The organism is Janthinobacterium sp. GW821-FHT03A03, from assembly GCF_059421435.1.
This window is the reverse complement of the sequence record NZ_JBWKUZ010000007.1, coordinates 211,745-224,623: the sequence shown is the minus strand read 5'-3', so window position 1 is coordinate 224,623 and position 12,879 is coordinate 211,745. Positions and strand designations below refer to the sequence as shown.

General features: G+C 64.9%; 14 protein-coding genes. 12 read left to right on the top strand and 2 right to left on the bottom strand.

The genetic code is table 11. The features are described from left to right. Positions 1-9: 9 nt before the first annotated feature. The 6 genes from tssA to AC07VI_RS16275 all read left to right on the top strand — a co-directional run bounded on the left by tssA (position 10) and on the right by AC07VI_RS16275 (position 6,502). On the top strand, positions 10-1,038 hold the full coding sequence (tssA, locus tag AC07VI_RS16300; protein ID WP_099419450.1) for a type VI secretion system protein TssA: 1,029 nt from the start codon (positions 10-12) through the stop codon (positions 1,036-1,038). Between the two features lie 42 nt (positions 1,039-1,080). Continuing rightward, entirely contained in the window at positions 1,081-1,878 is a 798-nt protein-coding gene (locus AC07VI_RS16295; protein WP_226935844.1) for a substrate-binding periplasmic protein, read from the top strand. 21 nt (positions 1,879-1,899) lie between these two features. After that, positions 1,900-2,412 carry a lipocalin family protein gene (locus tag AC07VI_RS16290; protein ID WP_492995091.1) on the top strand — a complete coding sequence of 171 codons (513 nt, stop codon included), beginning with the start codon at positions 1,900-1,902 and terminating at the stop codon, positions 2,410-2,412. Positions 2,413-2,669: 257 nt separating this feature from the next. Beyond that, positions 2,670-4,457, top strand: coding sequence for a methyl-accepting chemotaxis protein (locus tag AC07VI_RS16285; RefSeq protein ID WP_099374959.1), 1,788 nt, complete (start codon positions 2,670-2,672; stop codon positions 4,455-4,457). An 84-nt stretch (positions 4,458-4,541) separates the two neighbouring features. Continuing rightward, complete coding sequence (locus AC07VI_RS16280) at positions 4,542-5,228, top strand: tRNA-uridine aminocarboxypropyltransferase (RefSeq protein ID WP_086148309.1); 687 nt, start codon at positions 4,542-4,544, stop codon at positions 5,226-5,228. An 80-nt stretch (positions 5,229-5,308) separates the two neighbouring features. Beyond that, on the top strand, positions 5,309-6,502 hold the full coding sequence (locus tag AC07VI_RS16275; protein WP_492995088.1) for a PA0069 family radical SAM protein: 1,194 nt from the start codon (positions 5,309-5,311) through the stop codon (positions 6,500-6,502). 153 nt (positions 6,503-6,655) lie between these two features. Here AC07VI_RS16275 and AC07VI_RS16270 read toward each other — a convergent pair whose 3' ends face one another. Next, positions 6,656-7,258 carry a gamma-glutamylcyclotransferase gene (locus AC07VI_RS16270; RefSeq protein WP_492996355.1) on the bottom strand — a complete coding sequence of 201 codons (603 nt, stop codon included), beginning with the start codon at positions 7,256-7,258 and terminating at the stop codon, positions 6,656-6,658. A gap of 61 nt (positions 7,259-7,319) precedes the next feature. Next, a complete protein-coding gene (locus AC07VI_RS16265; protein WP_086148308.1) occupies positions 7,320-8,243 on the bottom strand; it encodes a LysR family transcriptional regulator in 924 nt (307 codons plus the stop codon). A gap of 126 nt (positions 8,244-8,369) precedes the next feature. Between AC07VI_RS16265 and AC07VI_RS16260 the strand changes: the two genes are divergently transcribed. From AC07VI_RS16260 to iscR, 6 genes are all read left to right on the top strand, one after another. After that, positions 8,370-8,903 (top strand): VOC family protein, encoded by a 534-nt coding sequence (locus tag AC07VI_RS16260; protein WP_076567022.1) that lies wholly within the window; start codon positions 8,370-8,372, stop codon positions 8,901-8,903. 60 nt (positions 8,904-8,963) lie between these two features. Beyond that, positions 8,964-9,998 (top strand): fumarylacetoacetate hydrolase family protein, encoded by a 1,035-nt coding sequence (locus AC07VI_RS16255; RefSeq protein ID WP_099374958.1) that lies wholly within the window; start codon positions 8,964-8,966, stop codon positions 9,996-9,998. A gap of 14 nt (positions 9,999-10,012) precedes the next feature. After that, positions 10,013-10,663, top strand: coding sequence for a maleylacetoacetate isomerase (gene maiA, locus AC07VI_RS16250; RefSeq protein ID WP_086148306.1), 651 nt, complete (start codon positions 10,013-10,015; stop codon positions 10,661-10,663). A gap of 137 nt (positions 10,664-10,800) precedes the next feature. Continuing rightward, complete coding sequence (locus AC07VI_RS16245) at positions 10,801-11,580, top strand: uracil-DNA glycosylase family protein (protein WP_086148305.1); 780 nt, start codon at positions 10,801-10,803, stop codon at positions 11,578-11,580. A gap of 38 nt (positions 11,581-11,618) precedes the next feature. Further along, a complete protein-coding gene (gene ybiA, locus AC07VI_RS16240; protein WP_492995084.1) occupies positions 11,619-12,170 on the top strand; it encodes a riboflavin biosynthesis intermediates N-glycosidase in 552 nt (183 codons plus the stop codon). Positions 12,171-12,386: 216 nt separating this feature from the next. Then, positions 12,387-12,863 carry a Fe-S cluster assembly transcriptional regulator IscR gene (gene iscR, locus AC07VI_RS16235; protein ID WP_034779566.1) on the top strand — a complete coding sequence of 159 codons (477 nt, stop codon included), beginning with the start codon at positions 12,387-12,389 and terminating at the stop codon, positions 12,861-12,863. Positions 12,864-12,879: the final 16 nt, after the last annotated feature.

The following is a 12,879-nucleotide window of genomic DNA, read 5'->3' as shown; positions in this document are numbered from 1 at the left end:
GAGAGCGCCATGTTCAACCTGGAGCAGTTGCTGCATCCCGTCAGCGCCGTCAGCCCATGCGGCGCCGACATCACTTTCAGCCAGGAGCTCGACGCCGTCGCGCGCGCGCGCCAGCACGACGACCCGAGCCTGGACCAGGGCGACTGGGTGACGGCGCTGAAGGAGGCCGACTGGCCGTTCGTGGCGACGCGCTGCGAACAGCTGATCGCCACGCACAGCAAGGATATGCGCGTGGCCGTGTGGCTGGCCGAGGCGCACGCCAGGACGCGCCATTTCCGCGGACTGGGCGACGGCTACGCGCTGCTCGCGGGCCTGTGCGAGCGCTACTGGGACGGCCTGTACCCGCTGGCCGAGGAGGGCGACCATGAACAGCGCATCGGCAACCTGTACTGGCTGCTGTCGCGCACGCCGCAGCTGGTGCGCGAGATACCGCTGACGGCCGGCGCCGACGGCCAGTTTGCCCTGCAGGATTTCGACGCGGCGCGCCAGCGCGCGGCCGCCAGCCAGGGCCAGGGCGCGGCGGAACAGGGCTGGAGCGATGCGCGCCACGACGAGGCGCCGACCCTGGCGCAAATGGAGACGGCGCGGCAGAAAAACTCGCGCGAGTTTGCCGACGGCCTGCTGGCCGACGCGCAGTACTGCATGCAGTCGCTGCTGGCGCTCGAGCGCAGCGTCGATGCGCGGCTCGGCACGGACGGTCCCAGCTTTCGCGCCGCCCGCGACGCGCTGGAGGGCGCCATCCATTTCATCGCGCCGCTGGCGCCCGGCGCCGATCTGGCCGGCGCGCCGCCCGCCGCCGGCCTGGCCGCCGGCAGCGGCGGCGCCATCGTGCAGCGCCAGCAGGCGCTGGCCCAGCTGCGCCAGGTGGCCGATTTCTTCCGCCGCACGGAGCCGCACAGCCCCGTCGCCTACCTGGCCGACAAGGCCGCCACCTGGGCGGAGCTGCCGCTGCACCTGTGGCTGCGCGCCGTCGTCAAGGATCAGGGCACCCTGGCGCAGCTCGACGAGATGCTGGGCATGGACGGCACGAACGGATGATCGTCCTTGCCGCTTCCGTGCTACTCTGCCAGCATGTTCAAGATGGCCTGTTTATCCGCCGCGTTCTGCCTGTCCGCCGCCGCCAGCGCCGCGGCGTGGGCTGGCGCGCCGCAGCCGGTGGTGCTGTATGGCGACGACGATTATCCGCCGTACTCGTATGTCGAGCACGGCCAGCTGAAAGGCATCTACACGGAGATCGTGCGCGTGGCCGCGCAGGCCATGCCGCAGTACCAGGTGCAGCTGCGTCCCGTGCCCTGGAAGCGGGGCTTGCTGATGCTGCAGACGGGCCAGGCGTTCGGCCTGTACCCGCCGTATTCCTGGCGCAGCGAGCGGCCGTACGTGCGCTACTCGGTGCCCCTGCTGATGGAGCAGCTGGTGGTGCTCTGCAACGCGGAAGTGCTGGCGAAACGCGCGCTGCAGCAGTGGCCCGCCGATTACGGCGGCCTGCACATCGGCGTGAACGCGGGTTTTTTGCCGGGCGACGCGGCAATGATGGCGGCCCTGCGCGCCGGGAAGGTCGTGCTCGACCCGGCCAAGGGCACGCGCACGAATCTGCTCAAGCTGATGCGCGGGCGCATCGACTGCTATGTCAGCGACCGCCTGTCGGCGCAATGGGAGCTGCAGCGCATCCGGCGCGACGGCCAGGCGGGCGCGCCGATGCAGGCCGTCCACGAAACGGCGCAGCTGGCCAGCCAGCAGGGCCACCTGGGATTTACGGCACGCCAGCCGGACGCCTACCCCTACCGCGATGATTTCATCGAACAATTCAATGCCGCCATCGCGCGCATGCAAAGCAGCGGCGAGATCGGCCGCATCGTCGAGCACGCATTGCTGCCCTGATTTCACTCACTGGAAAAGACCATGAAAAAACTGCTGTTCCTGTGTGTGCTCGTGCTGGCCGGCTGTGTCGGCCGGCCCGATAATATCGTCCCTGTCGGCAACTTCGACACCACGCGCTATCTGGGCAAATGGTATGAAATCGCGCGCCTCGACCACTCGTTCGAGCGGGGCCTGAGCCATGTGACGGCCGATTACAGCCTGCGCCAGGATGGCGGCCTGAAAGTGCTCAACCGCGGCTACAAGGATGCGGACGCGCGGTGGAAAGAGGCGGAAGGCAAGGCGTATTTCGTCGACAGGAAAGACGTGGGCTATCTGAAAGTGTCGTTTTTCGGCCCTTTCTATGGCTCCTATATCGTTTTTGATCTGGACCAGCAAAATTACAGCTATTCCATGATCAGCGGCCCCGATAAATCGTACTTGTGGTTGCTGTCGCGCACGCCGACCATGGACCCCGCTGTGCAGCAGCGCCTGATCGAGAAGGCCAGGGGGCTGGGTTTCGATACGTCCCAATTGATCTATGTGAAGCAAAACTGAGCTTGTTTGCCTGCCGCCCGCTCGTGGCGGCGTCGCGTCTTCTGGTTGTTGCTTTTCTGCATGTTATTTCTTGCAATACCATCCTGATTCACTCACAATCAGCACCAAAGTAGTGCGTGCGTGGCGCCTTGGCGCCGGGCACAGCTGCGTCCCCTCCCCACTCGCGTTTGTCTGGTGGCAAATGCTTGCTATAGTGATTTGTAGCGGCGGCAAGCTGGCGGCATCCGTGCATAGTGCTTTCAAATAGGAATCTCGCAATGAAAAACCTCAAGATTGGCGTGCGTCTCGGTGGCGGTTTTGCCGCTGTATTGCTCTTGCTGACTTCTTTGACCGTGGTGGGCATCGTGCAGATGCAAAGCGCCAGCCAGGAAACTGATCAGCTCGTCAACGTGAAGGTGCGCAATGAGCGCCTGATCGGCGAATGGACCAAGGTCATCGAGGTTAATGCGGCCCGCACGGCGGCCGCCTGGAAAGTCAGCGACCCGGAACACCAGAAACAATTTGAGAAGGAAATGGCGGTTTCATCCGCTCGCGCCACGGAAATCCAGAACGAGATCGGCAAGAGCGAACTGAGCGCGGAAGAGCAAGCGCTGTACCAGGAAGTGTTGAGCACGCGCAAGGCTTACACGGAGGTGCGCAAGGACGTGTTCAAGGCCAAGACCGCGGGCGACCTGGAACTGGGCAAACGCCTGTATGACGGCGACATGGCCGTCAAGCGCGACATTTACCTGGCGGCGCTGAAAAAACTGGCCGTGCTGGAAGCCAGATTGCTCGATGAAACGGCCGGGCAAATCCGTGCGCGCTATGAAAACGGCCGTTTGTTGCTGATTTCGCTGGGCATGGCCGCCATGCTGCTGGGCATAGCCTGCGCCTACTGGATCACGCGCTCGATCACGCGCCCCATCACGCGGGCCGTGCAGGTGGCGGAAGCCGTCTCGGCAGGCGATCTGACCAGCCATATCGTGGTGGAAAGCGGCGACGAGACGGGACAGCTGATGCATGCGCTGAAAAACATGAACGACAAGCTGGTGAGCATCGTCGGCCAGGTGCGTTCCGGCACCGATTCCATCAGCACGGCGTCGAGCGAAATTGCCGCCGGCAACATGGACCTGTCGTCGCGCACGGAACAGCAGGCCAGTTCGCTGGAAGAGACGGCGTCGTCCATGGAGGAGCTGACGTCCACCGTGAAACTCAATGCGGACAACGCGCGCAGCGCCAACCAGCTGGCCATCGACGCTTCGCAGATCGCCAGCAAGGGCGGCGCGGTAGTGTCGGAAGTGGTCAGCACCATGGGCTCGATCAATGACTCCTCGCGCAAGATCGTCGACATTATCAGCGTCATCGACGCCATCGCCTTCCAGACGAATATCCTGGCCCTGAACGCGGCCGTCGAGGCGGCACGCGCGGGCGAGCAGGGCCGTGGCTTCGCCGTGGTGGCGTCCGAAGTGCGCAACCTGGCGCAGAGGTCCAGCCAAGCCGCCAAGGAAATCAAGGGCTTGATCGACGATTCCGTGCAAAAAGTCGAGGCCGGTTCGCAACTGGTGGACAAGGCGGGCCGCACCATGGATGAAATCGTGGAAAGCATCGGCCATGTGACGCAGATCATGAACCAGATCACGGACGCCAGCGACGAGCAGCGCACCGGCATCGAACAGGTCAACCAGGCCATCGGCCAGATGGACCAGGTGACGCAGCAAAATGCGGCCCTGGTGGAGCAGGCGGCTGCGGCAGCCGAATCCATGCAGGAACAGGCGGCCAAGCTGGCCGACGTGGTGGGCGTGTTCAAGCTCGATGCTTCGCAGCAATATGTTGCCGCCAGTGCCGCTCCCGCTATGGCCCCGACCATGACCGCGTCCGCGCCGGCGCGGGCGCCGGTAAAATCGGCCGCGCGGCCCGCCATCCGGCGCACAGCGGCCCCGGCCCCGGCCCCGGTCGTGGCCGCGCCCGCGCCCGCGACGGGCAAGGCGGCGCCAGCGGAAGCTGTGCGCGCCCGCACGCCAAAGGCGCCGGTGGCCTCCGGCGCCGACGAATGGGAAGAGTTTTAAGCGCGGTTGCAAGCGCAGATTTCCCCCTGACATGGCGTGGGCGCTACAATCGCGGCTTGCAGACAGCCGCGATCACGCTCCGCCATGACCACCCGCCATACTTCCCGTCCTGCCGTCACCAGTTCTACGGTCGCTTCGTCTTCCCAGGGCGCATCCGTCAAACGCGCGCGCTGTCCAGCTTGCCTGCGCGCCGAAGCCAGCTGCATTTGCCGCTGGATCGCTCCCGTTGGCCACGCCGTGCAAGTGCTGATCCTCCAGCATCCGCTGGAAGTGCAGAATGCCAAGGGCAGCGCCCGCTTGCTGCACCTGAGCCTGCCCAACAGCCGCCTGCTGACAGGCGAACAATTTGCCCCCGCCACGCTTGCCGAGTTGCTGGCCGGCAAGTACAACGTGTTGCTGTATCCCGATACGCCCGGCGACCGCTCGCTGGGCATCGCGCCGCCGCCCGCGCTCGACCCCGCCATCTTGCTGGACCCGGCGCAATTGCAACTGGTGGTACTCGACGGCACCTGGCGCAAGAGCCGCAAGATGCTGTATGTAAATCCCCTGCTGCAGCAGCTGCCGCGCTTGCCGCTGCGCGACATGCCGGCTTCGCATTACCTGATCCGCAAGGCGCATGCACCCGACCAGCTGTCGACCCTGGAAGCGACGTCTTATGCCCTGATGCAGTTGGAGCAGGACGCGCCGCGTTTCGTTCCCCTGATCGCCGCCTTTGACGGTTTTGTCGCACAGCAGTTGAGTTATGTCACACCGCACGGTGAAAAAGCTTGAAATAGCACCACGGCGGCCCTTGATCTTGCCCCGGGAGCGGCATAGTATACTGTACGTATATACAGTTGATGGGGCCGTTCATGAAAGCAATCATTCCAGAGCACGATGACAGCTTTGCCGGGCAAGCGATGCTGCCGCCGCCGTCCTTGAAAGCCCGCAAGGGGCGTGGCGCCGTGTCCAACCTGCAAGGGCGCTACGAATTGCAGGCGCGGGCAGGCTTCGATGATGGCTGGGGCCTGGCCGACGAGGCCGGGCCGGCGGCCGGGGAGGAGGGCGCGGCCGCGTGGCAGACGCGGGTCAGCGACGAACAGGCGCGCACCATTCTCACGCGCAACGCCTCGCCCGATCTGCCCTTCAACGTCTCCCTGAACCCCTACCGCGGCTGCGAACATGGCTGCATCTATTGCTTTGCCCGCCCCACGCACAGCTACCTGGGCCTGTCGCCGGGGCTGGACTTCGAGAGCCGCATCTATGCCAAGGTCAACGCCCCCGAGCTGTTGCGGCGCGAACTGGCCAGGGCCTCGTACCTGCCCGAACCCATCGCCCTGGGCGTGAATACGGACGCCTATCAGCCGTGCGAGCGCGAGCGGCAGCTGACGCGGCGCGTGCTGGAAGTGCTGCACGAATGCGACCATCCGGTGGCGCTGATTACCAAATCGTCGCTGATCGAGCGCGATATCGACTTGCTGGCGCCCATGGCGGAAAAACGCCTGGCGGCCGTGGCGGTGACCGTCACCACGCTCGATCCCGCCATCGCGCGCACGCTGGAGCCGCGCGCGGCCGCGCCGGCGCGGCGCCTGCGCACCATACGCACCCTGACGGAGGCGGGCATTCCCGTGGGCGTGAGCATCGCGCCCATCATCCCGTTCGTGACGGAGCCGGAAATCGAGCAGCTGCTCGAAGCCGTGCGCGACGCGGGCGCCATCCATGCCCACTACGTGGTGCTGCGCCTGCCGTGGGAAGTGAGCCCCTTGTTCCAGCAATGGCTGGAAGCGCATTTCCCGGAACGGGCCCAGCGCGTGATGAACCGGGTGCGCGAAATGCGCGGCGGTAAGGATTACGACAGCGCGTTCGGCGCGCGCATGCAGGGCGAGGGCGTGTGGGCCGACCTGATCCGCCAGCGCTTTGAAAAGGCCATGCACCGGCTGGGGCTGCACGGCAAGGGCGGCCGCTTCAAGCAGCTCGACTGTACGCAATTCCGGCGGCCCCTGGTGGTGCCGCCGCTGGGAAGCAAGGCAAAAGGGGGCAATGCGGGGCAGCTGGATTTGTTTTAAATTAAACCGTCGTCACGGCTGGTGCTGCACGGGCGCTCAGGTGCTGAAGGCCGGTGGCGCTGGCCTGCTGCTTGCGGGAAAGCCGCCGCTCGCCGGAGGTGGCGGCGCGCCAGCGTCCTGGAACGCGCAGGCATGGCCAGGATGCTGGCTATCTCAGGTGCCGCCGGACGTTGCGGCGTCGTTCTGGGCATGGGTCTGGAGTCGCGCCAGATGTTGCTCGATGGCAAAGACATGCGGATCGCTCTTGCCCAGTTCGCGCAGGGCGCTGGCCAGGTGCAGCACATACTCGCTGTTGGGGCCGCTGGGGCCGTTTGAGCGGGCGATCTGGCGCGCGATGTCCAGTTCCGACGCGGCGCCGAGGAAGGCGGCGTTTTCTTCGTTGGCGACGTACACCAGGCCTTGCGTGCTGCTGCCGTCGTCGAAGCTGATGTCGGTGGCCAGGCGCAGATAGCCGTTCTTTTCGCGGTGGTCGAGGTGGGCGAAGACTTCGGGCGTGATCAGGTAGGCCATGCCGTCGCACGAGGCGCCCGCCTGCGGCACGATGGTGGCGACCCGGCCCGGCGCCATCGGCGTGCCCCGGTGGTCGTGCGAACCTTGCCAGAAGCGCCGCGTCCAGCCGGCGATGCTGGCGGGACGGCGCTCGAGGTACGGAAAATCGGCTTTGTAGATCAGCGAGCCGTAGCCGAACAGCCACACCTGCGCATGGCCGTCGAAGGCGTTCATGCGCTGGTTGATGGCGATGGTGGCGGCGTCGATGGGCGACAGCTCGTTCGGGGCAGGCTTGGTCATGGCGTAGGCGGCAAGGGATGGTGGCCCATTATAAGGCGGCGCCCGCTCCCACGTTCCACTCGTGCGTCTCGACATACTTGAACAAAAAGGCGATGAAGCTTTCGGCGGCCGGCGACAGCGAACGGCCCGTCTTCGTGTAGACGAAAAAGCGCCGCGTCAGTTCCGGCTCGTGCAGCGTGCGCATCTGCAGCTTATATAACTTCACCATCGGCTCCGCGTACGGCAGGCAGGCCGTGATGCCCAGGTTGGCGCTGACCATGGCCAGCGCCGTCGTCATGAACGTCACTTCATTGTAGGGATGGAGCGACAGGTCGCGCAAGCTGCCGTGCATGTCGCGCAGCAGGCGTTCCGTGAACTGGCCCTGCAGCGAGATGAACGGATAATCGGCCACGTCGGCCCAGGTCACGCGCGCTTTCCGCTGCAGCGGGTGCTGCTCGGGGAAGACCAGCACGAAGGGCATCTCGAACAGCACCTGCGCGGCGATTTCCGCCGTCGGGTCGCGCTCGGGGCCGATGCCGAAATCGACTTCGCCGCTGAAGACGCGGCTCGATACATTCTCCACGGGGCAGTCGACCAGGCGCAGCTGCACCTGCGGGTGCGCCTGGCGGTAGGCGGCGATGACTTCCGGCAGCAGCGTACACGCCATCATCTGCGGCGCCGCGATGCGCACCATGCCTGTTTTCAGGGCCTTGCGCTGGGCGATGCCGGCCATGGCGCCGTCGAGGTCCTCGATCATCTTCTCAAACAGCGGATACAATTCGCGGCCGATTTCGGACAGCTGTGTCTTGCGCGTGCTGCGCTCGACCACGCGCACGCCCAGCACGCTTTCCAGTTCCTTGATCAAGCCGCTCAAGGCCGATTGCGTCACGTGCAGGTACTCGGCGGCCAGGGTAAAGCTGCCGGTCTTGGCAAGGGCGACGAAGGCGCGCATCTGGCGCAGGCTGGGACTCATAAGATAATCCGATAAATCAATGGTTAAATATTGTTTGTATGATAGCTGGATCTCGATTCTAATGGTGAAAAGCTGAAAAACAGGCCAGCCATCGCGCCCAGGGCGCATCCATTGGAGACAAATACCATGAAAATCAAGCAAATCCACCATGTCGCCTACCGCTGCATCGACGCGAAGCAGACCGTCGAGTGGTACGTCAAGCATTTGAACATGAATTTCGTCCTCGCCATCGCCGAAGACCTGGTGCCGTCGACCAAGGCGCCGGACCCGTACATGCACGTCTTCCTCGACGCGGGCCAGGGCAATGTGCTGGCCTTTTTTGAATTGCCGACGCAGCCGCCGATGGACCGCGACCGCAATACCCCGGCCTGGGTGCAGCATCTGGCGCTGGAAGTGGGCAGCATGGAGGAACTGCTGGCCGCCAAGGAGCGCCTGGTGGCCGCCGGCATCGACGTGCTGGGCCCCGTCAACCACGCCATCTTCCAGTCGATCTACTTCTTCGACCCGAACGGCCACCGCCTGGAGCTGGCGGCCAACGTGGGCACGCCCGAGATGATGGCCAAACTGGACGCCGTCAAATGGGAAATGCTGGAAGAATGGTCGCAGACGCGCCGCGCACCGAAGCACGCCGCCTGGATGCACGCGCCAGCCGACGCCTGAGACTCAGCCTGACCTGGCGCAAACCGCAGCCCCGATACGTTCATCCACACAAGGAACACCATGAAATTCGCAACCCTGAAGAACGGCAGCCGCGACGGCGCCCTGATCCTCGTCAGCCGCGACCTGCGCCAGTACCAGCGCGTGGCCGCCATCGCCCCCACCCTGCAGGCGGCGCTCGACAACTGGGACGCCGTGGCGCCCAAGCTGGAACAGGCCTACGCCAACCTGAACGCGGGCCAGGCGCCGGACGCACAGCCGTTTGACGCCAATCTGTGCCACTCGCCGCTGCCGCGCGCCTACCAGTGGGCCGACGGTTCGGCCTACATCAACCACGTGGAACTGGTGCGCAAGGCGCGCAACGCGGAAGTGCCGGCCTCGTTCTACACGGACCCGCTGATGTACCAGGGCGGCTCCGACAGTTTTATCGGACCGCGCGACCCCATCTTCGCCCTGTCGGAAGAGTGGGGCATCGATCTGGAAGCGGAGGTGGCGGTGATTACGGGCGACGTGGCCATGGGCGCCAGCGCGGACGACGCGGCGAAAGCGATCCGCCTGGTGATGCTGGTCAACGACGTCTCGCTGCGCAACCTGATCCCGGGCGAACTGGCGAAGGGCTTCGGTTTCTTCCAGTCGAAGGCGGCCAGCGCGTTTTCGCCCGTCGCCGTCACGCCCGATGAACTGGGGGCCGACTGGGCGGACAGCAAGCTGCACCTGCCGCTGCTGGTGGACCTGAATGAGCAGCCCTTCGGTAAACCCAATGCGGGCGAAGACATGACCTTCAATTTTGCGCAGCTCGTCGCCCATGCGGCCAAAACGCGCGAACTGGGCGCCGGCAGCATCGTCGGCTCGGGCACCGTGTCGAACAAGCAGGGCAACCTGTTCGGCTCCAGCATCGAAAATGGCGGCGTGGGCTATTGCTGCCTGGCCGAAGTGCGCATGTACGAAACCATCGAACACGGCGCGCCGAAAACGGCGTACCTGAAGTTCGGCGACAAGGTGCGCATCGAGATGCGCGACGCGGCCGGCGCCAGCATCTTCGGCAGCATCGAGCAGACGGTCGCGCTGTATGTCGGCAACAGCGCCGGCCGCGCCTGAGGGGAGGGCGCCCGATGAAGCTGTACACCTATTTCCGCAGTTCGGCCGCCTACCGCGTGCGCATCGCCCTCAATTTGAAGGGCATCGCCTATGACAGCATCGCCGTGCACCTGCTGCAGGATGGCGGACAGCAGTTGCTGCCGGCCTACCGCGCCGTCAACCCGTCGGCCCTGGTGCCGGCGCTCGATGACGATGGCGCCATCCTGACGCAGTCGCTGGCCATCCTCGAATACCTCGACGAGACGCATGCGGCCGCGCCGCTGCTGCCGGCCGACGCGCTGGGACGCGCCAGGGTGCGCGCGCTGGCGCTGGCGATCGCCTGCGACGCCCATCCGCTGACGAATCTGCGCGTCCTGAAGTATCTGAAAGGGACGCTGGGCCTGTCCGAGGAAACCAAGCAGGAATGGTACCGCCACTGGATGGCCGAGGGACTGGCGGCCGTCGAAGCGCTGCTGGCCCAGGGCGACCCGGCCGGCGCGGGCCTGTTCTGCCACGGCGACAGTCCCACGATGGCCGATTGCTGCCTGGTGCCGCAAGTGTTCAATGCGCAGCGCTTCGGCATCGACCTGGCGCCTTACCCGCGCGTGGCGCGCATCCACGCGCACTGCGCCGCCTTGCCGGCCTTTGCCGCCGCCCATCCGGCGCAGCAGCCTGACGCCGAATAGATTTTATAGCGCACGATGCAGAAAGCCCCGCCTGGCAACAGGCGGGGTTTTTTTATGCGTGCTTGATTTTTGGAGGGCAATTCTTGCTTGCCGGTGCGCTACAATTTGCGTTTGCCCAAATATTTTACTGACGCGTCATGACCGCTACCACCATTCCTGCCAGCATAGCCGATGCCCTGTCCCTGGCGCATGCTTCCTGGCGGCCCATCCTGCTGCGCGGCCTGCAGGCCGTGATGGCGGCCGATCCCGCCTACCTGCCGGCGCTGGCCGCCGACGATTATCTGCCGACGCAGGGCCGGCTGTTCGCCGCCTTTGCCCTGCCGCTGGCGCAGGTGCGCTATGTGCTGGTGGGCGAGGGACCGTATCCGCGCGCCGACAGCGCCACGGGCGTGTGCTTCATGGATGGCGCCGTCGGCAGCCTGTGGTCGGCGACGGGCCTGTCGAAGCCCGTCAACCGCGCCACCTCCCTGCGCAACTTCATGAAGATGCTGCTGGTGGCCGATGGCCAGCTGCAGGGCGGCGACACCTCCGGCGCGGCCATGGCGCCCGTGGCGGCCGCCGCGCTGCAAGCCGGCAGCGGCGTGGTCCAGAGCCTGCCCGACTTGCAGCGCAAGATGACGGAGCAGGGTTTCTTGCTGCTCAACGCGGCGCTGGTGTTCCGTTCCCACGTGCCGCCCGTGCAGGATGCGCGCGGCTGGCTGCCCTTCCTGCAGGTGGTGCTGGAAGCGCTGGCGCGGCAGGGCGGGGCGGCCTTGCCGCAACTGGTGCTGTGGGGCAAGATTGCCGAGCTCATCAAGCGCTTGCCGGTGGCCGCATTGTTGCCGCAGGTCACGGCGGAACATCCGTATAATCTGTCCTTTATCGGCAACAGCGACATGCAGGCCTTGTTTGGCCCGATGCGGCTGTTGCGTGCTTGAGATTGAATTGGCGCCTGTCTGGCGGAAGTGCGGGGAATATGCAAATCAGTAACGTGGAAGAATTGAAGGCGTGGATCGCGGCCGGCGGCATGCCCGACTATCTGTATTTCTGGGGCCACACGCCGGCGCAGCCGCAGGTGCCCGACAAAAGCTGCTTCAGCCAGTGGTTTCCGTCGCCGTTCAGCCTGGCCGGCGTGACGTATGCGACGGCCGAACATTACATGATGGCGCAAAAGGCGGCCCTGTTTGGCGATACCTCGGTGCAGGCGCGCATCGTGGCGGCCGAACGGCCGTCGGAAGTGAAGAAGCTGGGGCGCGAAGTGGCCAATTTCGACGCCAAAGTGTGGGAAGCGGCGCGCGCCGGCATCGTCTTCGATGGCAATTTTGCCAAGTTCTCGCAAAAAGCCGCGCTGCGCAAGTTCTTGCTGGGCACGGGCGAGCGCGTCATCGTCGAAGCCAGTCCCGTCGACCGCATCTGGGGCGTGGGCCTGGCGTCGGACAATCCGCGCATCGGCGATCCATCGCGCTGGGACGGCTTGAACCTGCTGGGGTTTGAACTGATGAAAGTAAGAAGCGCTTTACGGGGCTGAGAATTGACGCTGCGCATGCCCGCGCTTTCCCGACTGTTGTTTTCCTGATGCCGCCGCGCCTGGCGCGGCCGGCCATGCCCCTGCCAGCCCTGTGGTCATCGAGGGGCGCTCTGACAAACCCCGCCGAATTTGTTATACTTGACTAAATCATTCAACTACTCGGGCTTTGAGAAGTTGAAAAACCGCAATATTTTAAACCAGTTGACCAGAGGATGTATGCGTCTGACTACAAAAGGCCGTTTTGCCGTGACAGCGATGATCGATCTTGCCCTGCGCCAGGGCAAGGGGCCGGTCACCTTGTCCGGCATCAGCCAGCGCCAGTCGATTTCCCTGTCCTACCTGGAACAGCTGTTCGGCAAGTTGCGCCGGCATGAGATCGTCGAATCGATCCGCGGTCCGGGCGGCGGCTACAGCCTGGCGCGCCGTGCCGACAAGGTGACGGTGGCCGACATCATCATCGCCGTCGACGAGCCGCTGGACGCCACGCAGTGCGGCGGCAAGGAGCATTGCCACGGCGCCGACGCGGCCACGGGCGCGCGCTGCATGACGCATGAATTGTGGTCCACGCTCAACGAAAAAATGGTCGATTATCTGGATTCTGTGTCCCTGCAGGACCTGGTCGACCAGCAGAGACAAAAGATTGCCGAACAAAGCGTGATGGTGATGCACCGTAACCACGCCGCCCTCGGTTGAACATAACAAAATACCA

Coding starts and splice junctions, on each gene's coding strand:
- tssA (WP_099419450.1), top strand. CDS start 10: ATGTTCAACCTGGAGCAGTTGCTGCATCCCGTCAGCGCCGTCAGCCCA.
- AC07VI_RS16295 (WP_226935844.1), top strand. CDS start 1,081: ATGGCCTGTTTATCCGCCGCGTTCTGCCTGTCCGCCGCCGCCAGCGCC.
- AC07VI_RS16290 (WP_492995091.1), top strand. CDS start 1,900: ATGAAAAAACTGCTGTTCCTGTGTGTGCTCGTGCTGGCCGGCTGTGTC.
- AC07VI_RS16285 (WP_099374959.1), top strand. CDS start 2,670: ATGAAAAACCTCAAGATTGGCGTGCGTCTCGGTGGCGGTTTTGCCGCT.
- AC07VI_RS16280 (WP_086148309.1), top strand. CDS start 4,542: ATGACCACCCGCCATACTTCCCGTCCTGCCGTCACCAGTTCTACGGTC.
- AC07VI_RS16275 (WP_492995088.1), top strand. CDS start 5,309: ATGAAAGCAATCATTCCAGAGCACGATGACAGCTTTGCCGGGCAAGCG.
- AC07VI_RS16265 (WP_086148308.1), bottom strand. CDS start 8,243: ATGAGTCCCAGCCTGCGCCAGATGCGCGCCTTCGTCGCCCTTGCCAAG.
- AC07VI_RS16260 (WP_076567022.1), top strand. CDS start 8,370: ATGAAAATCAAGCAAATCCACCATGTCGCCTACCGCTGCATCGACGCG.
- AC07VI_RS16255 (WP_099374958.1), top strand. CDS start 8,964: ATGAAATTCGCAACCCTGAAGAACGGCAGCCGCGACGGCGCCCTGATC.
- maiA (WP_086148306.1), top strand. CDS start 10,013: ATGAAGCTGTACACCTATTTCCGCAGTTCGGCCGCCTACCGCGTGCGC.
- AC07VI_RS16245 (WP_086148305.1), top strand. CDS start 10,801: ATGACCGCTACCACCATTCCTGCCAGCATAGCCGATGCCCTGTCCCTG.
- ybiA (WP_492995084.1), top strand. CDS start 11,619: ATGCAAATCAGTAACGTGGAAGAATTGAAGGCGTGGATCGCGGCCGGC.
- iscR (WP_034779566.1), top strand. CDS start 12,387: ATGCGTCTGACTACAAAAGGCCGTTTTGCCGTGACAGCGATGATCGAT.